This is a genomic window from Pantoea sp. DY-17, from assembly GCF_019795975.1.
In the GTDB taxonomy this organism is placed as follows: Bacteria; Pseudomonadota; Gammaproteobacteria; order Enterobacterales; family Enterobacteriaceae; genus Pantoea; species Pantoea leporis.
In genome coordinates, this window is sequence record NZ_JAIMIG010000006.1 from 128,378 (window position 1) to 148,816 (window position 20,439).

Sequence of the window (20,439 nt, forward strand, 5' to 3'; positions counted from 1 at the left end):
CTCTACAGGTGTAATTATGACGCTCAAACTCGGTGTAATTGGTACCGGTGCAATTGGTCAGGAACATATTCGTCGCTGCAATAACGTTTTGCAGGGTGCGAAAGTGGTGGCGGTTTCTGATATCAACGTGGAAGGGGCGCGCGCGGCGCTGCAACGTCTGAATATCGAAGCCGAGGTGTATCAGGATGGTCATCAGGTGATCAACTCGCCAGACGTTGACGCCGTGCTGGTGACATCCTGGGATCCGACCCACGAAGAGTTTACGCTGGCGGCAATCGCGGCCGGCAAACCGGTGTTCTGTGAAAAGCCGCTGGCGCTGAGCGCTGAAGGTTGCCGTCGCATTGTGGATGCCGAGATCAAACACGGTAAACGTCTGGTGCAGGTGGGCTTTATGCGTCCGTACGATGCCGGCTATCGCGCGCTGAAAAAAGTGATCACCGACGGTGAAATCGGCGAGCCGCTGATGCTGCACTGCGCGCACCGCAACCAGAGCGTCGGCGAGAATTACACCACCGACATGGCGATCACCAACACCCTGATTCACGAGCTGGACGTGCTGCGCTGGCTGACCGAAGACGACTACAAAACCGTGCAGGTGGTGTTCCCGCGTACCACCTCGAAGTCTCATGCCAATTTGAAAGATCCGCAGATCGTGCTGTTCGAAACGCAGAAAGGCATCCGCATTGATGTGGAGATCTTCGTTAACTGCGCGTACGGCTACGACATTCAGTGTGAAGTGGTGGGCGAAGAGGGCATCGCTAAGCTGCCGGAGCCTTCGGCGATCCAAACGCGCAAAAACGCGCGTCTCGGCGTGCCGCTGCTAACCGATTGGAAAGACCGTTTCATTGATGCTTATGACGTTGAGCTGCAAGCGTTTATTAATGACGTGAAAGACGGCCAACTGACCGGACCTTCTGCCTGGGATGGTTTTGCTGCCTCCGTGGCCGCCGATGCCTGCCACAAAGCGCAGAACAGCGGTGCGATTGAGCCGGTAACCATGCCGCCGCGTCCGGATTTCTACGCCAAATAACTGTGCTGTGCGCTAAATACTCCTCGGCGGCTCAGCGGCCGCCTCTGTGAATCAGGGACAACAACATGAACAAAGACAACGTTAAACTGGCGATCGCGCCAATCGGCTGGACTAACGACGACATGCCAGAGCTGGGCAGCGAAAACACCTTCCAGCAAACCGTCAGTGAAATGGCGCTCGCGGGCTTTACCGGCAGCGAAGTGGGCAGCAAATATCCGCGCGATCCGGCGATTCTCAAGCCGATGCTCGATATCCGTGGCATTCAGATCTGCAACGCGTGGTTCAGCACCTTCTTCGCCAACGGCGACAAAGCGAAAACCATCGACGAATTTATCAATCACATGAATTTCCTGCATGCGATGGGCGCGCGCGTGATTGGTTGCTCCGAGCAGAGCAAAAGTATTCAGGGCACCACGCTGGCGGTGCTGGAGCAGAAGCCGATTTTCAGCGATGAAGAGTGGCGCTTAACCGCGGAAGGCTACAACGAGCTGGCGGAGATCGCCGCGAAAAAAGGCATGCGTTTGACGCTGCACCACCACATGGGCACCGGCATTCAGACGCCAGCCGAGATTGACCGCTTTATGGAATCGACCAATGAGAATGTTGGCCTGCTGTACGATACCGGCCACATCTACTATTCCGAAGGTTCACAGCAGGCGATGCTGGATGTGCTGACCAAATATCTGCCGCGTATTTTCCACGTGCATCTGAAAGACGTGCGCGACAGCGTGGTAGCCGAAGTGCGTGAGAAATCGCTGTCGTTCCTGGATGGCGTGAAGAAGGGGACTTTCACCGTGCCGGGCGATGGCGTGATCGATTTTAAACCGGTGTTCAAAATCCTCGATGATTACGGTTATAAAGGCTGGATGGTGGTGGAAGCGGAGCAGGATCCGGCGCTGGCCAATCCGTTCGAATATGCGGTAAAAGCGCGTAAGTACATCCGCGAGAATGCGGGGTTATAAGGGCAAATGCTCGCAATGCATTGCGCCGCTACGGGATGTACACGCATTCGTAGCGGCGCGATTTATCGCGCTGTTTTCCATAAAAAAAGGCCGTTATCCCATCAGGATAGCGGCCTTTTAATTGGCTGAGATTATGACGCTAACGACAACGCCGGTTTCTGTGCGTTGACCGCCAGCCACTCGGCAATGCGCGCCTGCTCGGCTTCGTTCAGCCACATACCTTGTTTGGTACGACGCCAAATCGCATCATCCAGCTCGCGTACCCATTCGTTTTTCACCAGGTAACGCAGCTCGGCTTCGTAGAACTCGTGACCGAAGTTTTCACCCAGATCATCGATGCTCTTCGCGCCTGCCAGCAGCTCTTCGGTGCGGCTGCCGTAAGTCCGCGCAAAGTGACGCGCCATCCCTTCGCTGATAAACGGATAGCGACGACGCAGGCTGGCGGTGTAATCCTCGCGTGAACCGGAGAAATCCCCGCCCGGCAATACCGCGTTTTTGGTCCACGCCGGGCCGATATTCGGGTAGTATTTGGTCAGTTTCTCCAGCGCATGTTCCGCCAGCTTACGATAGGTGGTCAGCTTGCCGCCGAACACGGACAGCAACGGCGCCTGGCCATTGTCGTCATGCACATCCAGCGTGTAATCACGGGTGATGGCCTGCGGCGAATCCGATTCGTCATCGCACAGCGGACGTACGCCCGAGTAAGTCCAGACGATGTCATCTTTGCTCAGCTGCTGTTTGAAGTGTCCATTGAACACGTTCAACAGGTAGCTGATTTCGTTGTCATCGATCTTCACGTCTTTCGGATCGCCTTTGTACTCCACGTCGGTGGTGCCGATGATGGAGAACTCATCCATCCACGGAATCACAAACACGATACGGTTATCTTCGTTTTGCAGGATATACGCCTGCTTTTCGCGATGGACGCGCGGTACCACGATGTGGCTGCCTTTGATCAGACGAATGCCGTACGGCGATTTCAGCTTCAGACCATCGTCGAAGAACTCTTTTACCCACGGACCGGCCGCATTGACCAGACCTTTGGCGCGCCAGGTGTAGGTTTTACCGCTGTCGATATCTTCGGCTTCCACCATCCACAAACCGGCTTCACGCCAGGCGCGGGTCACGCGCGTGCGGGTGCGTACTTCGCCGCCCTGTTTTTCCACTTCCTGCGCGTTGAGTACCACCATGCGCGCATCATCAACCCAGCAGTCAGAATATTCGAATCCGCGCGTGATCTCCGGCTTGAGGGCCGAATCCGCGCCAAAACGCAGGCTCTTACTGCCCGGCAGCGTGGTGCGTTTGCCGAGGCGATCGTACATAAACAGGCCCATGCGGATCATCCACGCCGGACGCAGATGCGGACGGTGCGGCAGACGGAAGCGCATCGGGAAAGCGATGTGCGGGGCCATTTTTAGCAGCACTTCACGTTCTGCTAACGCTTCGCCCACCAGGCGGAATTCATAGTGTTCAAGGTAGCGCAGGCCGCCGTGAATCAATTTCGAGCTGTTGGAGGAGGTTGCACAGGCCAAATCCCGCGCCTCCAGCATCAGCACCGACAGTCCGCGTCCTGCAGCGTCCACTGCAATGCCGGCTCCGTTAATGCCGCCGCCGATCACGATCAGGTCTTTGGTTTCCACGTCATCTCCTCCGATGTTCGGAATAGTTCTAAAATGTTCGTTTTCGAGCGTAATAATAATCGGAAACCAACATCTACGCCAGCGGTTAACTGAATAAAAACATTTTTGCGTGATATAGCTAACATTCCGACAGGAAAAAAATCACATAACCACAGGACTTGTCAGGTTATCGCGGCGCGTTCTCAGGTTAAACTAGGCGCTAATCGTGATGAAGTAATGAGAGACACCATGGAAACCTTCGAGTGTATTAATGTCCTGCAGGCGCAAGAGCATCTGGCACAAGGTGCGCAGCTGGTGGATATCCGTGATCCGCAGAGCTTTATGATGGGCCACGCGGCGGGCGCGCAACATCTGAACAACGATAATCTGGCGGATTTCATCGCCAACGCTAATCAGGCTTTGCCGGTGCTGGTGATGTGCTATCACGGCAACAGCAGCAAAGGCGCGGCGCAGTTCCTGCTGGGCCAGGGATTCAGCGCGGCGTACAGCATTGACGGCGGATTTGATGCCTGGCGCGCGGCATTCCCGGCGCAGGTTGCCCTCGGCGACGCCTGAGCCCATCGCATAAGGAAGGAGATCACCGCATGATGCGCATTACCCAGTTCAATAATCCGCGCATGGCGCAGGCGTTTGTCGACTACATGGCGACTCGCGGCGTGACGCTACGCATTGAGCGCGAAAGCCACTTTGTCATTATGTTGGATGACGAAAGCAAGCTGGAGAGGGTCGAAAACGAACTCGCGCAGTTCGTGCGCGATCCCAACCATCCGCGCTATCAGGCGGCCAGCTGGCATAGCGGCAACACCGAAAGTGGCTTGCGCTACGAGCGCACTAATATCTGGGCGAGCATTCGCGAACGCGCAGGTCCGCTCACCATGGCCATCATGATCGCCTGCATCGCGGTGTTTATCCTGATGCAGATCGTCGGTGATGATGTGGCGCTGGAGTGGCTGGCTTGGCCGGCGGATTCCTCGCAATATTTCCAGGTGTGGCGCTGGTTTAGCCATGCGCTGCTGCACTTCTCGCTGCTGCATATCCTGTTCAACCTGATGTGGTGGTGGTATCTCGGCGGTGCGGTCGAGAAGCGTCTCGGCAGCGGCAAGCTGTTTGTGATTATGCTGATCTCGGCGCTGCTAACCGGCTGGATGCAGGCCAAGTTCAGCGGCGTGCTGTTTGGTGGTTTGTCGGGCGTGGTTTACGCGTTGATGGGTTACTGCTGGCTGCGCGGCGAGCGCGATCCCGAAAGTGGTATTTATCTCGAGCGCGGCCTGATTGGCTTCGCGGTCGTATGGTTGGTGATTGGCTGGTACGGCGCATTTGGTCTGTCGATCGCCAACGCCGCGCACGTCACCGGCTTGCTGGTGGGTTTAGCGATGGCATTTGTTGATACGCGTAAGATTACGCGTCGTTAGCAGCACCAATAAAAGAAGCGGCCACGAGCCGAGGAGAGAGATGTGAAGCAGACGCAACGTCATGACGCCATTATCGATCTGGTCCGGCGTCAGGGATATGTCAGTACCGAAGAGCTGGTGGATCACTTTGAAGTCAGCCCGCAAACCATTCGGCGTGACCTGAACGACCTGGCCGATCAGAACAAAATCATGCGCCATCACGGCGGGGCGGCGCTGCCGTCCAGCTCAGAAAATACCGCATGGCAGGATCGTAAAATGATGTGGTCGGCGGAGAAAGCGCGCATCGCCGAGCGCGTGGCGAGCCAGATCCCTGATGGCGCCACGCTGTTTATTGATATCGGCACCACGCCGGAAGCGGTGGCGCATGCGCTGCTCAATCACAATAATCTGCGCGTCGTCACCAACAACCTCAACGTGGCGATTCTGCTGATGGCGAAACCTGATTTCCGCGTGATTATCGCCGGCGGCGAAGTGCGCACGCGCGATGGCGGCATCATGGGCGAAGCGACGCTGGACTTCATTTCGCAGTTTCGCCTCGATTACGGCATTCTCGGCATCAGCGGCATTGATATGGATGGTTCGCTGCTGGAGTTCGATTATCACGAAGTGCGCACCAAACGCGCCATCATCGAAAACTCGCGCTGCGTGATGCTGGTGGTGGATCACTCGAAGTTTGGCCGTAATGCGATGGTCAACCTCGGCAATATGAGCCTGATTGATTACATGTATACCGATCAAAGCCCGCCGGCCAGCGTGCTGAAAGTGATTGAACAGCACGAAGTTCACCTCGAACTTTGCTAATGCCGTAGCGGCGCAATTTATTGCGCGATAAATCGCGCCGCTACAAAAATCAGCACCGATTTTTTTCACCGCACCTGCATTTCCCTGTCGCTTTTTTCTGCGCCCCCAGCTTTACTTATCCATTCACCTCTTGCGCTCGCCCGGCTTTACCGTTAACGGACTCGAAGGGATTGATATGTCGCAGCAAAAATTCAATAAAACACGTTTCGACGCCGCGCTCACCCGCCAATGGCAGCATCTCGGACTCACTTCCGCCCAGCAAATGACACCGCAGCAATGGTGGCAAGCGCTGAGCCGCGTGCTGGCAGAAATGCTGGCGACGCAGCCACCTGTGCCAGCCAAACACGGGCAGCGCCACGTCAACTATCTGTCGATGGAGTTTCTGCTGGGGCGTTTGACCGGCAACAATTTGCTCAATCTTGGCTGGTATAACGAAGTGCAAGCCGCGCTGGCGGAACATCAGGTTGAGCTGAGCGAACTGCTGGAAGAGGAGGTGGATCCGGCACTCGGTAACGGCGGATTGGGGCGTTTGGCCGCCTGCTATATGGATTCGATGGCGACCGTCGGCCAGGCTGCGATGGGCCACGGCCTCAACTATCAATACGGCCTGTTTCGTCAGACGTTTGCCGACGGACAGCAGCAGGAAGCGCCGGATGACTGGCAGCGCGATCGCTATCCGTGGTTCCGCTACAACGCCGCGCTGGATGTGCAGGTAGGCCTCGGCGGCAAGGTCAAAGAGAACCACGATGGCAGCCTCAGCTGGCGACCTAAAATTCAGCTCAAAGGGGAAGCCTGGGATTTGCCGGTGGTGGGCTATCGCAACGGTATCACGCTGCCGCTACGCTTGTGGAAAGCCAGCAGCGCGCAGCCGTTCGATCTCACCGCGTTTAACAACGGCCAGTTCCTGCAGGCCGAGCAGCAAGGCATTGCAGCCGACAAGCTGACCAAAGTGCTCTATCCCAATGATAATCATGCCGAAGGTAAGCGGCTGCGCCTGATGCAGCAGTATTTCCAGTGCGCCTGCGCGGTGGGCGATATTCTGCGGCGTCATCATCTCGCCGGGCGCGCCATTCGCACTTTGCCTGATTTCGAAGTGATCCAGCTTAACGACACGCATCCCACCATCGCCATCCCGGAGATGCTGCGCGTGCTGCTGGATGAGCATCAACTGAGTTGGGACGATGCGTGGCATATCACCAGCCGCACTTTTGCTTACACTAACCACACGCTGATGCCGGAAGCGCTGGAGCGCTGGGATGAGAAACTGGTGCGCGACCTGCTGCCGCGGCATATGTTGATCATCCGTGAGATTAATCGCCGCCTGAAAAAGATAGTGAAGCAACGGTGGCCAGACGATAAAGCGATCTGGCACAAGCTGGCGGTGGTGGCTGATGGTCAGGTGCGCATGGCGAATCTGTGCGTGGTGAGCTGTTTCGCCGTCAACGGCGTGGCGGCGCTGCACTCCGAGCTGGTGGTGAAAGATCTGTTCCCGGAATATCACCTGCTGTGGCCGAACAAATTCCATAACGTGACCAACGGCATCACGCCGCGCCGCTGGTTGAAACAGTGTAATCCGCTGCTGGCGACGCTGATCGATGACAGCCTGCAGGTTGAGTGGACCAACGATCTCGATGCGCTGGCGTGGCTGGCACCTTTCGCCCGCAAAAAGGCGTTTCGTCAGCAGTTTCGCGACATCAAGCAGCAAAACAAACAGCGGCTGACGCTCTACGTCAAGCGCGTGACCGGCATTGATATCAATCCGGATGCGCTGTTTGACGTGCAGATTAAGCGACTGCATGAGTACAAACGTCAGCACCTCAGTTTGCTGCATATGCTGCACTGCTATCGCCAGCTGCGCGACAACCCGGATAACCCTGACTTCGTGCCGCGCGTGTTCCTGTTTGGCGCTAAAGCCGCGCCCGGCTACTACCTCGCCAAAAATATCATCTATGCCATCAACAAAGTGGCGGAGGTGATCAACAACGATCCACTCGTCGGCGATCGCCTCAAAGTGGTGTTTATCCCGGATTACCGCATCACCGCCGCAGAGCTGATGATTCCGGCCGCCGATCTCTCCGAGCAGATTTCCACCGCCGGTTATGAGGCTTCCGGCACCGGCAATATGAAGCTGGCGCTGAATGGCGCGCTCACTATTGGCACGCTGGACGGCGCCAATGTGGAGATTGCTGAAGCGGTGGGCGCGAAGCATATCTTTATCTTCGGCAACAGCGTGGATGAGGTGAAAGCGCTGAAGGCGGGCGGCTACAGCCCGAAAAAGCTGCGTAAACAGAATCCTTATCTGGATGGTTTGCTGAAGGAGCTGGAGAAGGGCAAGTTCAGCGAGGGCGATAAGCATGCGTTTGATTTGATGCTGCAAAGCCTGACCAAAAATGGCGATCCCTGGCTGGTGCTGGCCGACTTTGATGCCTACATCGCCGCGCAGCAGCAGGTGGAAGCGTTGTGGAAAAACCCGGACGCCTGGACGCGCGCAGCGATCCTCAATACCGCTCACACCGGCCGCTTCAGTTCTGACCGTTCAATTCGCGATTATCAGCAGCGGATTTGGCAGGCGGCCCGATAAAGACACGATTGATGATTTTGGAGACACGATGACGCTCAACAAGCTGGACCAGGCGACACAGGATGCCGGCATTTCGCTGCGCTTTATTAATGCGCACGGCGAGCCGGAAACCATCAGCGATGAGACCAAACGCGCGTTGCTGGCAGTCATGGAAACGCCTACCGGTAAAGCGCCACCGCTGCCGCCGGTGCAGGTATTTGCCGCTCGCAGCAAGCGCCAACTGACGCCACAAGGCAGCGGCACCTTTTCCTGGCAGCTACAAACCGAACAGGGCAAAAGCTTCAGCGGCGAAGTGCAGGGCGGAGAACCGCTCACACTGCCGCCACGTCTGTCACAAGGTTATCACCAGCTCACGCTGCGCAAAGGTCGCCAGCAGTGGCAAACTCGCATCATCATTGCGCCACGCCGCTGTTTTATCCCGGCATCAGTTGAGCAAGGAGAGAAACTGTGGGGCGCGTTAGTACAGCTTTACACGCTGCGATCGGATGACAATTGGGGCATCGGTGACTTCGGCGATTTGGCGCAAATGCTGGAGAACGTCGCCAATAATGGCGGTGACTTCGTTGGCCTTAATCCTTTGCATGCGCTTTATCCTGCACAGCCAGAACATGCCAGTCCTTACAGCCCAACCTCGCGTCGCTGGCTCAACGTGCTGTATATCGACGTTAATCGGCTGGAGGATTTTCAGCGTAGCGAGGCAGCGCAGCGTTGGTGGCAAAGGGCGAAAACACGCAAAGCGCTGGATCTGGCGCGCGCGGCTGAGTTTGTCGATTACAGCACGGTGGCCAAACTGAAATTGGCCGCGCTGCGCTTTGCCTGGCAGCGCTTTCAGCCGCGCGCCGCTGAAGATGCCGGATTCCAGCAATTTATCGTTGAGGGCGGCGACCATCTGCGTTATCAGGCGGCGTTTGATGGCATTCTCGCCGAACGCAGCCAGCAGCATCCTGATGAATGGGGTTGGACTAACTGGCCGGAAGGCTGGCGCAACGCTTTGCTGCCGGAGGTGCAGCAATGGTGTGCGGAACACGAAGAGGAGATTCAGTTCTGGAGTTGGTTGCAGTGGGTGGCGCAAGAGCAGTTTGCCATCTGCTGTCAAATTAGCCAGCAGCTTGGCATGGAAGTGGGATTATATCGCGACTTAGCGGTCGGCGTGGCGCAAGGCAGCGCGGAAACCTGGCAGGATCCGGAACTGTATAAACTCGGCGCTTCCGTCGGTGCGCCGCCGGATCGCCTCGGTCCGCAGGGGCAAAACTGGTGTTTGCCGCCGCTCGATCCACATGTGATGCGCGCGCGCGGTTATCAGCCTTTTATCGACCTGCTGCGCGCCAATATGCGTGACTGCGGCGCTTTGCGTATCGATCACGTGATGGCGCTGCTGCGCTTGTGGTGGATTCCCTACGGCGAAAGCGCGGATAAAGGCGCTTACGTGGCCTATCCGGTTGAGGATCTGCTAGCGATCCTGGCGCTGGAGAGTCAGCGCCATCGCTGCATGGTCATTGGCGAAGATCTCGGCACGGTGCCAAAAGAGATCGTCAGCCTGCTGCGCAAAAGCGGCATTTTCTCGTGGAAAGTGTTGTTCTTCGAGCAGCACGGCGATGGCAGCTATCGTCAGCCGCAAGAGTATCCCGTGCAGTCGATTGCCAGCGCCAGTACCCATGATTTGCCGACGTTGGCGGGATTTTGGAGATATGAGGATCTTTTTCTGGGTCACAAACTGGGCTTGTACCAGGAGAGCGTATACATGTCATTGCTAAGGCAAAGGGATAAACAAAAACAGGCGCTATTGGATGCGCTGCATCAGATGAATACGTTGCCTGCGCGCCACGGTACCGTTGCCAGCCGATTGTCCTTCACACCGGTGCTCAATCGCGGCTTCCACCGCTATCTGGCGCGCACTAACAGCGCATTGCTGGGGCTGCAACCTGAAGACTGGCTTGCTATGTCTTCACCGGTCAACGTGCCGGGTACGGTAGATGAATATCCAAACTGGCGGCGCAAGTTAAGCGTCACAATCGAAAAGATGTTTAGAGGAAACGTGCCGGGCTTATTGAATGCGGTGAATACCGGGCGCAGGAAGCGTTGAAGAACGCGCGGCAGCGTCGGGTCGCTGCCGCGTGCTTAATCAGTAGTACGAGTGCTCGCCGCGCTGGTGCTCGGTCAAATCGCGCACGCCTTTCAGCTCAGGGAAGGCTGCCAGCAGCTCTTTCTCGATGCCATCTTTCAGCGTGACGTCGATCATCGAACAACCGTTACAGCCGCCGCCGAATTGCAGAATGGCGATGCCGTCATCGGTGATTTCCATCAGCGATACGCGACCGCCGTGGCCAGCCAGCTGCGGGTTAATCTGCGCTTGCAGCAGATATTCCACGCGTTCCACCATTGGCGCATCGTCAGAGACTTTACGCATTTTGGCGTTAGGCGCTTTCAGCGTCAGCTGCGAACCGAGGTTGTCGGTAACAAAGTCGATTTCCGCGTCATCGAGGTACGGTGCGCTCAGCTCATCAACAAAGGCTGACAGTTTTTCGAACTTAAATTCAGTATCAGTCGCTTCTACTGCATCGGGTGGGCAGTAAGAAACACCGCATTCAGCGGTTGGCGTACCCGGATTAATGACGAATACGCGAATCTGAGTGCCATCTTCTTGTTTGGACAGCAATTTTGAGAAGTGCTCTTGCGCAGCATCAGTAATAACGATCATGGCGATTGCTCAATAGTTGACTAAATTACTTGGTTATAATACGCCCAACACCGACGCTCTACAAGGTACGGCACAGGCAACCAATGTGTACGCTGGCCGCGCCTTGCGCCAGCAGGATGCGGCTAATTTCCGCCACGGTACTTCCGGTCGTCACAACATCGTCGATAAGCAGGATATGGCGTCCGCGCACCGGCATTTCAAGGCGAAACGCGCCGCGCAGGTTCTTTTTGCGCGCGCTGGCGCTCAATGAATGCTGAACTGCGCCCTGTCGCACCCGCTTTACCGCTTCGCAATATTCACAGCCCAGCCAGCGAGCCAGCGGTTTTGCTAGCAGCGCCGCCTGATTGTAGCCGCGTTGCCAGGCGCGCCGACGATGCAGCGGTACGCTCAGCACCAAATCTACACGCGGCAGCCGGTAATCACGACGCATTGTTAACAATTTTAACAAAATCAGCCGCGCCAGCATCACTCTGAGTGCGGTTACGCGAGAAAACTTCAGCTGCTGCACCCAATCGCTCAGCGGCGGCAGGTAATCGCTGACGCAGCTCAGGCTCTGCCACGGCGGCGGGCGGCGCAGGCAGCGCCCGCAGGCCTGCATTCCACTGGCCGGTAAACCGCAGCAGGGACAGAGTGCCGGTAGCCGCGGAATTTGCTGCACGCAGCGGCTGCACAAACCGTGGCTGGCAATCTGCAACGGCAGGCGGCATAGCCAACACAGGGCCGGGATTGGTAGCATAGCGACCTCCTTATCACTTTTCCGGAGTGTAACCGATGAGTTCGCTTTACTGGCACACCACAGGCACGGGCGATCGCGATCTTGTGCTGCTGCACGGCTGGGGTTTGAACGCCGAAGTGTGGCAAAACATCGTTCCGCGACTCAGCTCGCATTTTCGCCTGCATCTGGTGGATCTGCCGGGCTTTGGCCGCAGCCAAGGTTTTGCGCCGCTGACCTTAGCGGAAATGGCGCAACAGCTGTTGCCGCAGTTACCCGACCGCGCGGTGCTGCTCGGCTGGTCGCTGGGTGGATTGGTGGCCAGCCAGCTGGCGTTAACCCAGCCGGAGCGCGTTGCAGCGCTGATCACTGTTGCCTCATCGCCGTGTTTTACCGCGCGTGATGTATGGCCCGGCATCAAGCCCGAAACGCTGCAAAATTTTCAGCAGCAGTTGAGCACGGATTTCCAGCGCACCGTTGAGCGCTTTCTGGCGCTGCAAACCATGGGCACGGAGAACGCGCGACAGGATGCGCGTCAGTTGAAAGAGGTGGTGTTATCACAGCCGATGCCGTCGGTTGCGGTGCTGGAAGGGGGATTAGAGATTTTGCGTCAGGACGATTTGCGTGCCGCGCTCGACGATCTACCGCTGCCGTTCCTGCGTATTTACGGCTATCTCGATGGGCTGGTGCCGCGTCGTATTGCAGAAGTACTGGATTCACGCTGGCCAGCTTCATCCTCGGTGGTGATGGAGAAAGCCGCGCATGCGCCTTTCATTTCTCACCCCGATGAATTTACGCAGCTGATCATGACGTTTACCGCAGCCACATAAACTGCCACGCAGCCAGCGTTAAGGGCTGGCTGCCATCCAGCTTCTCCCCGCTAATCACATCCTGCATATGCCGCGCCAGCGGTAACTGTGTCGTCACCTCATGACGGCTGAGATTAAACACACACAGCAACCCCTCATCGCTATCCGGCTGATGGCGACGCAACACCAGCAGGCTATTTTCGCTTTCCAGCAGCGTCATCGGATTATCGGGATGAAACGCGGGCTGCCGCGTGCGCAGTTGAATCAGCGCGCTCAGGCGTTCATACACCTGTTGGCGCAGCGGGTTGCCGCCGCTGATCCACTGTTCCATTTCACGCAGGCTGTACTTCTCCCGGTTGATGGCACGGTTATGACCGGCGGCGCGCACGCCTTCATTATCGTTGCGCGAGCCAAGAATACTTTGAATGTAAATCGCCGGTACGCCAGGAAACGACAGCAGAATCGCGTGCGCCAGCAGGAAGCGGCGCAAACGCGTGTCATCGTCGTCGTCCTGCTGATTGAGCGCATCGAAATAGGTGACATTGATTTCGTAAGGGCTGGTGGTGCCATCGGCATTGTTCTTGTAGGAGACCAGCGCGCCTTCCAGCGCTAAATCACGCACCAGCGCCACAATCTCCACTTCCGACAAAATGCCGCGCGCCGGATTGAGTCCAATGCCGTCGTGCGAGGCAAGAAAGTTAAAGAAAGTGGTGGTGCCACCGCCTAAATCCAGCGTGCTGGCCCATTGACGCAGCGCACGCGCCGATCCCGAATGAATGGCGTGCAGCACCAGCGGCGGCAGCGAAAACTGATACACCATTTGCGCTTCATCTTTGCCGTTACCGAAATAGCTGATGTTGTCTTTGTGCGGCACGTTGGTTTCGGTGACGATCACCGTACCGGGCGCCACTTCATTGGCGATGGCGCGAAACAGCTTCACCAGCTGATGCGTTTTCGGCAGGTGAATGCAGTTGGTGCCCGGCGTTTTCCACATGTAGCCCACCGCGTCGAGCCGCACATAATCCGCGCCTTTGTTCAGGTAGTCGAGCAGCACATCGACCATGCGAATCAGCACTTCCGGATTGCCAAAGTTGAGGTCGATCTGGTCGGCGCTGAAGGTGGTCCAGATATAGCGCGTCTCGCCGTCGGCCATCGCAAACGGTGTGAGCAGCGGCGAGGTGCGTGGACGCGTCACCGCGCTGAGATCGGTCGCCGGCGGCATGCTGATAAAGAAATCATCCCAACCCGGATCCTGCGCCAGAAAGTGTTGAAACCAGCGGCTGTGCGCCGACATATGGTTGCAGACAAAATCAAACATCAGCCGCGTTTCGCTGTGCAGCGCGCTGATGTGCTGCCAGTCGCCGCAGATCGGATTGACCTGGTGATAGTCGATAACCGAGAAGCCATCGTCGGAAGAGTAGGGAAAGAACGGCAACAGATGCACCAGACTGAAAGTGGATTGCAGATGCTGCTGATAAAAACGCGAGAAGCTGGCAAGGGTTGGCTGTTCAGGTTCGCGGAATTGATCGGCATAGGTAATCAGCACCACATCTTTCTCATCCCAGTGCGCCTTGCGCGGCAGTTTTGCCGTATCGCGCGCGGCACGAATGTGTGAAAGCAGGCGTTCACGCGCCGCGACCGGAAAGCTGCCGTGATAAATCTCATCGATTAAGGCGTTGATAATATCCATGGATCGCTGGGCCACGCGGAAGGTTATTTTTTCAGCGTAGTTGGATGAGGAGATTTATCAAGCTGATACGCGCGGAGACAAGGGTTTCTCCGCGCGTTATTTACGGCAGGAACTTAGCGTTTTTTACCGAATGCCGCGGCGAGCGCATCGCCCATCGCGCTGTTGCCGGCAGACGAGCTGGCAGGTTTGCCGCGACCTTTGTTATTGGCCGCCGGGCGGGCGTTTTCTTTGCCTGCGCTGCGGTTGCTGCCGCGGGCATTGCTTTCACCAGGCTGCTCGTCCAGACGCATGGTGAGCGCAATACGCTTACGCTGCATATCCACTTCCATTACCTTCACTTTGACGATATCGCCGGCTTTCACCACCTGATGGGGATCTTCAACGAACTTGTCGGAAAGGGAAGAGATGTGCACCAAACCATCCTGATGCACGCCGATATCGACGAAAGCACCGAAGTTGGTGACGTTGGTGACGGCGCCTTCCAGCACCATGCCCGGCAGCAGATCGTTGAGCGTTTCCACGCCTTCAGCAAACTGTGCGGTTTTAAACTCCGGACGTGGATCGCGGCCCGGTTTTTCCAGCTCTTTGATGATGTCTGTGACCGTTGGCAAGCCGAAGCGCTCATCGGTGAAGTCGCGGGCATTCAGATCGCGCAGACCGCCAGCATTGCCCATCAATTCATCCAGCGCCTGCTCGGTGGCGGCCAGAATGCGCTCGACCAGCGGATAGGCTTCCGGGTGCACGGTTGAGGCATCCAGCGGGTTATCGCCGTGGTTGATGCGCAGGAAGCCCGCGCACTGCTCAAAGGCTTTCGGCCCGAGGCGGCTCACCTTTAGCAGTTGCTGACGATTCTGGAAGCGGCCATTTTCATCGCGCCAGCTAACAATATTCTGCGCCATCATGCGGGTTAAACCGGCCACGCGGGTCAGTAGCGCCACAGACGCGGTGTTGAGATCGACACCCACGGCGTTTACGCAGTCTTCCACTACCGCATCCAGCTTCTTCGCCAGCTGGCTTTGGCTGACGTCGTGCTGATATTGGCCTACGCCGATCGATTTCGGATCGATCTTCACTAGCTCGGCGAGCGGGTCCTGCAGGCGACGCGCGATGGAAACCGCGCCACGGATGGAAACGTCGAGATCCGGGAACTCCAGCGCCGCCAGCTCAGAAGCCGAATAGACCGATGCACCGGCTTCGCTGACGATCACTTTCTGCGCGTTGATTTGCGGGAACTGCTTCTGCACGTCGAGGAAGAAGCGCTCGGTTTCGCGCGAGGCGGTACCGTTACCAATCGCCACCAGTTCAACCTGATGTTTGGCGCACAGCGCCGCCACAGCCGTGGCTGCTTTCGCCGCCTGGCCGGTGTGCGGATAAATGGTATCAGTGGCGACCAGCTTGCCGGTGGCATCTACCACCGCAACTTTCACGCCGGTACGTAAGCCTGGATCGAGGCCCATGGTGGCGCGCATGCCCGCAGGCGCGGCCATCAGCAGATCGTGCAGGTTACGGGCAAATACGTTGATGGCTTCATCTTCGGCGCGTTCACGAAGGGTGCCCATCAATTCAGTTTCGAGGTGCAGCAGCACTTTGATGCGCCAGGTCCAGCTCACCACCGCTTTACGCCAGCTATCCGCTGGCGCGTTATTCAGGCGCAGCTTGAGGTGTTCGGCGATCAGCGTTTCGCCATAGCTTTCACGCGGGGCTTCATCGAACTGCGGATCGGCATTCAGCGACAGCTGCAGCACGCCTTCATTGCGGCCGCGGAACATCGCCAGCGCACGGTGCGACGGGACGCCGCTCAGCGCTTCGTGATGATCGAAGTAGTCGCGGAATTTCGCGCCTTCTTCCTCTTTACCTTCCACCACGCGCGAAACCACATGCGCGTTCTTCCACAGATATTCACGCACTTTCGCCAGCAGCGTCGCGTCTTCGGCAAAGCGCTCCATCAGGATGTAGCGCGCGCCATCCAGCGCAGCGCGCACGTCGGCGACACCTTTGTCGGCATCAACGTAGCTGGCGGCCAGCTGCTCGGGATCCTGCGATGGGTCTTGCCACAGCGTATCGGCCAGCGGTTCCAGACCGGCTTCAATAGCGATCTGTCCGCGCGTGCGACGCTTCTGTTTGTACGGCAGGTAAAGGTCTTCCAGCTCGGTTTTGTTCAGCGTGCTGTTGATGGCGGTGGCGAGTTCAGGCGTGAGTTTGCCCTGTTCGTCGATGGATTTCAGAATCGACTGGCGACGATCGTCCAGCTCGCGCAGGTAACTCAGACGGCTCTCCAGCAAACGCAGCTGGGTGTCGTCGAGTCCGCCGGTCACTTCCTTACGATAACGTGCGATAAACGGCACGGTGTTCCCTTCATCAAGTAAGCGAACGGCAGCATCAACCTGGTCGGCGCGTGCCTTCAGCTCACCTGCGATAATCTGGCTCAGTGAATCTTTCATCATCATTAACAATGCTTACACAGGGTTGGAAATAGCGGACAGTTATACGGAATGAGGCCGAAAATTGCCAGCCGGTGGCCCGTGAATCCGTCTTTTTCTGAATGCAGCGCGCGCAATCTTGCTGATGGTCAATCGGTCGCTTATTGTTAGCCTCTTTGCTGCGAAGAACCGCCGTCACCACGAGTTGAAGTCATGAAAACCCAACTGATTACCCGCGAAGGCTATAACAAGCTGCGTGCCGAACACGACCATTTGTGGAATGAAAAGCGTCCGGAAGTCACCAAAATCGTCTCCTGGGCGGCCAGCCTCGGCGATCGTTCGGAAAACGCGGATTACACCTACAACAAGCGTCTGCTGCGCCAGATCGATCGCCGGGTGCGCTATCTGCGCAAATGCCTCGCCGATCTGAAAATCGTCGATTACGCGCCGCAGCAGGAGGGCAAAGTGTTTTTCGGTGCCTGGGTGCAAGTGGAGAATGAGCAGGGCGATGTGAAGCGTTTCCGCATTGTTGGCCCGGATGAAATTTATGGCGAGACGATGAAAGAGTACATCTCGATCGACTCGCCGATGGCGCGCGCGCTGATCAAGAAAGAAGTGGATGACGAAGTGGTGGTCAACACGCCTGAAGGGCAGAAGTTGTGGTTTGTGAACAGCATCGACTATGTCAAAGAGACGCCCTAAAACGGGTAATCGCCGTTAGTGTAGTACTCAACACTATTTCGCAAAACGCACACATCGTCGCGGCGCAATTGACTGCGCGATTAATCGCGCCGCGACGAAATGTGCGGTATTAAATGGCAGAGATTAACGGTACGGCCGTGATGCGTTATTTACCGGCCTGGGTCGCGGTGGTGGTTGAGGTACCGCTGCCACCTTTGTCGCCGCCGCCCATGGTCGCCAGCGCCACGCCCAGCAGCGCGCCTACAGCGCCAACACCGATCGCGTCCGAGTTACCCTTCGCCGTCGTGGATGCCTGCGCGCCAGCCGCTTCGCCCGCGCTGGTGGCCGCCTGAACCTGAGTGAAGCTGGTCAGTACCAGTGCGCCCAGCAGAATTACCGTTTTTTTCATTTTTCTCTCTCCACATGAACTCAATAACAACAGGTACGAATCCAGTGTCGGAGATCGAGAGAAGAGAGGAAAGAGGAGATTACTGATTGATTTGTAGGAATTAATTTAACACTGGCCTTGTTTTTCATCGCTCGGGAATTGTTCCGAAAACAGATGCGCATTCCGCAAGAGAAATGCCCTATTTTATGCTGCCATCACTGCAACTCAGGCCTATTCTTCACCATCACCTTAAGTCAAATCGCCCTGAACGCCTCTCTGGCGGCGGGATTTTTTGTCATGAACCAGTAACAGAAAGAAAATGCGCCAAATTTTCAGATAAGCGCTAAGCGGCTTGAAAGCACAGATAAAAAACGCGAAGCGAAGCGCATTTCAGGGTCAAAAATAAATATAAGCTGCTGTTTAATATGCTTTGTAACAATTTCGGCTAGAATATAAACCATTAATGACTGTCACACTGAGGCCTCTTTTTTAACAATATTGGCTCAGGCAATGGCGCCTTTGGGAGTTGAACATGCAAGAGAACTACAAAATTCTGGTCGTCGATGATGATATGCGTTTGCGTGCGTTGCTGGAGCGCTATCTCACCGAGCAGGGCTTTCAGGTGCGTAGCGTTGCCAACGCCGAGCAAATGGACCGACTGTTAACCCGCGAATCCTTCCACTTGATGGTGCTCGACTTGATGCTGCCGGGCGAAGATGGTTTGTCTATCTGCCGCCGTTTACGCAGTCAAAGCAACCCGATGCCGATCATCATGGTCACCGCGAAAGGCGAAGAAGTGGATCGTATCGTCGGTCTGGAAATCGGTGCGGATGACTACATTCCAAAACCGTTTAACCCGCGCGAACTGCTGGCGCGTATTCGTGCCGTATTGCGTCGTCAGGCCAATGAGTTGCCGGGCGCGCCTTCGCAGGAAGAAGCGGTTATCGCCTTCGGTAAGTTCAAGCTGAACCTCGGCACCCGCGAGATGTTCCGTGAAGATGAGCCAATGCCGCTGACCAGCGGTGAGTTTGCCGTGCTGAAAGCGCTGGTGAGCCATCCGCGTGAGCCGCTGTCACGCGATAAGCTGATGAACCTGGCGCGTGGCCGTGAATACAGCGCCATGGAACGCTCCATCGACGTGCAGATCTCGCGTCTGCGCCGCATGGTGGAAGAAGATCCGGCGCATCCACGTTACATTCAGACCGTTTGGGGTCTTGGCTACGTATTCGTTCCGGACGGCAGCAAAGCATGAGGCGATTGCGCTTCTCACCCCGCAGTTCGTTTGCCCGCACCTTGTTATTGATTGTTACCTTGCTGTTCGTCAGCCTGGTAACAACCTATTTGGTGGTGCTCAATTTCGCCATTCTTCCCAGCTTGCAGCAGTTCAATAAGGTCCTCGCGTACGAAGTGCGTATGTTGATGACCGATCGGCTGCAGCTGGAAGACGGAACGCAGTTGGAAGTGCCACCGGCCTTCCGACGCGAAATTTATCGTGAGCTGGGCATCTCGTTGTATACCAACGCGGCGGCGGAAGAGAGCGGTTTGCGCTGGGCGCAACATTACGAATTCCTCAGTGAGCAGATGGGCCAGCAGCTGGGCGGTCCTACCGATGTCCGTGTCGAGGTGAATAAAAACTCGCCGGTGGTGTGGCTGAAAACCTGGCTGTCGCCGGATATCTGGGTGCGCGTGCCGCTCACCGAAATCCATCAGGGCGACTTCTCACCGCTGTTCCGCTACACGCTGGCGATTATGCTGCTGGCGATTGGCGGCGCCTGGCTGTTTATCCGTATCCAGAACCGACCCCTGGTGGATCTGGAGCATGCGGCGCTGCAGGTCGGTAAAGGCATCATTCCACCGCCGCTGCGTGAATACGGTGCGTCGGAAGTGCGTTCGGTGACGCGGGCGTTTAACCAAATGGCGGCCGGTGTGAAGCAGTTGGCCGACGATCGTACCTTGTTAATGGCGGGTGTCAGCCACGATTTGCGTACGCCGCTGACGCGCATTCGTCTCGCTACTGAGATGATGGGCGAGCAGGATGGTTATCTGGCGGAGTCGATCAACAAAGATATCGAAGAGTGCAACGCGATTATCGAGCAGTTCATCGACTATCTGCGTACCGGTCAGGAGATGCAGACCGAGCGTGCCGACCTCAACAGCGTGCTGGGCGAAGTGGTGGCGGCAGAGAGCGGCTACGAGCGCGAGATTGAGAACGCGGTGATGTCCGAGGATTTGATGCTGGATATCAACCCGCTGTCGATCAAGCGCGCGCTGGCGAATCTGGTGGTCAACGCGGCGCGTTATGGCAATGGATGGATTAAGGTCAGCAGCGGCAAGGAGCTGAACCGCGCGTGGTTCCAGGTGGAGGATGATGGTCCGGGCATCAAGCCGGATCAGCTACAGCATCTGTTCCAGCCGTTTGTGCGCGGCGACAGCGCGCGCAGTACCAGCGGCACCGGTCTCGGTTTGGCGATTGTGCAGCGTATTATCGATGCGCATGAAGGCTCGCTGGAGATTGGTGACAGCGACCGGGGCGGATTGCGGATTCGTGCCTGGTTGCCGATTCCAGAAGGCAGCAGCGCTACGGCGGTGGCGAGTATCAATCACAGTGCGTGATA

17 protein-coding genes are annotated in these 20,439 nt (G+C 56.9%); 11 read left to right on the forward strand and 6 right to left on the reverse strand.

Annotated elements, in window-relative coordinates; genetic code table 11:
- Window positions 1-16 precede the first annotated feature (16 nt).
- Both K5Y33_RS21480 and iolE read left to right on the forward strand, forming a co-directional pair.
- Window positions 17-1,030 (forward strand): Gfo/Idh/MocA family protein, encoded by a 1,014-nt coding sequence (locus K5Y33_RS21480; protein ID WP_217549901.1) that lies wholly within the window; start codon window positions 17-19, stop codon window positions 1,028-1,030.
- 65 nt (window positions 1,031-1,095) lie between these two features.
- On the forward strand, window positions 1,096-1,992 hold the full coding sequence (iolE, locus tag K5Y33_RS21485; protein WP_110867635.1) for a myo-inosose-2 dehydratase: 897 nt from the start codon (window positions 1,096-1,098) through the stop codon (window positions 1,990-1,992).
- A 131-nt stretch (window positions 1,993-2,123) separates the two neighbouring features.
- On the opposite strand, the gene glpD is transcribed toward iolE, so the two are convergent.
- Entirely contained in the window at window positions 2,124-3,632 is a 1,509-nt protein-coding gene (gene glpD, locus K5Y33_RS21490; protein WP_110867634.1) for a glycerol-3-phosphate dehydrogenase, read from the reverse strand.
- A 228-nt stretch (window positions 3,633-3,860) separates the two neighbouring features.
- On the opposite strand from glpD, the gene glpE reads away from it, so the two are divergent.
- From glpE to malQ, 5 genes are all read left to right on the forward strand, one after another.
- Window positions 3,861-4,187 carry a thiosulfate sulfurtransferase GlpE gene (gene glpE / locus K5Y33_RS21495; protein WP_101762689.1) on the forward strand — a complete coding sequence of 109 codons (327 nt, stop codon included), beginning with the start codon at window positions 3,861-3,863 and terminating at the stop codon, window positions 4,185-4,187.
- A 32-nt stretch (window positions 4,188-4,219) separates the two neighbouring features.
- On the forward strand, window positions 4,220-5,044 hold the full coding sequence (gene glpG, locus K5Y33_RS21500; protein WP_101762788.1) for a rhomboid family intramembrane serine protease GlpG: 825 nt from the start codon (window positions 4,220-4,222) through the stop codon (window positions 5,042-5,044).
- A 42-nt stretch (window positions 5,045-5,086) separates the two neighbouring features.
- Window positions 5,087-5,845, forward strand: coding sequence for a DeoR/GlpR family transcriptional regulator (locus tag K5Y33_RS21505; protein ID WP_008107931.1), 759 nt, complete (start codon window positions 5,087-5,089; stop codon window positions 5,843-5,845).
- A gap of 175 nt (window positions 5,846-6,020) precedes the next feature.
- Window positions 6,021-8,426 carry a maltodextrin phosphorylase gene (malP, locus tag K5Y33_RS21510; RefSeq protein WP_222235072.1) on the forward strand — a complete coding sequence of 802 codons (2,406 nt, stop codon included), beginning with the start codon at window positions 6,021-6,023 and terminating at the stop codon, window positions 8,424-8,426.
- 28 nt (window positions 8,427-8,454) lie between these two features.
- Entirely contained in the window at window positions 8,455-10,509 is a 2,055-nt protein-coding gene (malQ, locus tag K5Y33_RS21515; protein WP_222235073.1) for a 4-alpha-glucanotransferase, read from the forward strand.
- 39 nt (window positions 10,510-10,548) lie between these two features.
- Here the strand turns inward: malQ and nfuA are convergent, their stop codons facing one another.
- Together nfuA and gntX are read right to left on the reverse strand one after the other, a co-directional pair.
- The gene (gene nfuA / locus K5Y33_RS21520; RefSeq protein ID WP_064741235.1) at window positions 10,549-11,124 is read right to left on the reverse strand and encodes a Fe-S biogenesis protein NfuA; all 576 of its coding nucleotides are present in this window, start codon (window positions 11,122-11,124) and stop codon (window positions 10,549-10,551) included.
- A gap of 58 nt (window positions 11,125-11,182) precedes the next feature.
- A complete protein-coding gene (gene gntX, locus K5Y33_RS21525) occupies window positions 11,183-11,860 on the reverse strand; it encodes a DNA utilization protein GntX (RefSeq protein WP_222235074.1) in 678 nt (225 codons plus the stop codon).
- Between the two features lie 35 nt (window positions 11,861-11,895).
- Here gntX and bioH point away from each other — a divergent pair, with 35 nt between their 5' ends.
- A complete protein-coding gene (gene bioH / locus K5Y33_RS21530) occupies window positions 11,896-12,666 on the forward strand; it encodes a pimeloyl-ACP methyl ester esterase BioH (protein WP_222235075.1) in 771 nt (256 codons plus the stop codon).
- Here the strand turns inward: bioH and K5Y33_RS21535 are convergent.
- Both K5Y33_RS21535 and K5Y33_RS21540 read right to left on the reverse strand, forming a co-directional pair.
- Window positions 12,650-14,335: an alpha-amylase family glycosyl hydrolase gene (locus K5Y33_RS21535; RefSeq protein WP_101762683.1), complete on the reverse strand. Its 1,686-nt coding sequence runs from the start codon at window positions 14,333-14,335 to the stop codon at window positions 12,650-12,652. The two genes, bioH and K5Y33_RS21535, sit on opposite strands and share 17 nt — an antisense overlap.
- 113 nt (window positions 14,336-14,448) lie before the next feature.
- Window positions 14,449-16,776 carry a Tex family protein gene (locus tag K5Y33_RS21540; RefSeq protein ID WP_101762787.1) on the reverse strand — a complete coding sequence of 776 codons (2,328 nt, stop codon included), beginning with the start codon at window positions 16,774-16,776 and terminating at the stop codon, window positions 14,449-14,451.
- A gap of 192 nt (window positions 16,777-16,968) precedes the next feature.
- Between K5Y33_RS21540 and greB the strand changes: the two genes are divergently transcribed.
- The gene (gene greB / locus K5Y33_RS21545; protein ID WP_101762682.1) at window positions 16,969-17,457 is read left to right on the forward strand and encodes a transcription elongation factor GreB; all 489 of its coding nucleotides are present in this window, start codon (window positions 16,969-16,971) and stop codon (window positions 17,455-17,457) included.
- Window positions 17,458-17,602: 145 nt separating this feature from the next.
- Here the strand turns inward: greB and yjbE are convergent, their stop codons facing one another.
- A complete protein-coding gene (yjbE, locus tag K5Y33_RS21550; protein WP_101762681.1) occupies window positions 17,603-17,845 on the reverse strand; it encodes an exopolysaccharide production protein YjbE in 243 nt (80 codons plus the stop codon).
- A gap of 511 nt (window positions 17,846-18,356) precedes the next feature.
- Between yjbE and ompR the strand changes: the two genes are divergently transcribed.
- Together ompR and envZ are read left to right on the forward strand one after the other, a co-directional pair.
- The gene (gene ompR, locus K5Y33_RS21555) at window positions 18,357-19,076 is read left to right on the forward strand and encodes a two-component system response regulator OmpR (RefSeq protein ID WP_001157751.1); all 720 of its coding nucleotides are present in this window, start codon (window positions 18,357-18,359) and stop codon (window positions 19,074-19,076) included.
- The gene (gene envZ, locus K5Y33_RS21560; RefSeq protein WP_101762680.1) at window positions 19,073-20,437 is read left to right on the forward strand and encodes a two-component system sensor histidine kinase EnvZ; all 1,365 of its coding nucleotides are present in this window, start codon (window positions 19,073-19,075) and stop codon (window positions 20,435-20,437) included. Before ompR ends, envZ begins: the two co-directional genes overlap by 4 nt.
- The last annotated feature ends 2 nt before the right edge of the window (window positions 20,438-20,439 follow it).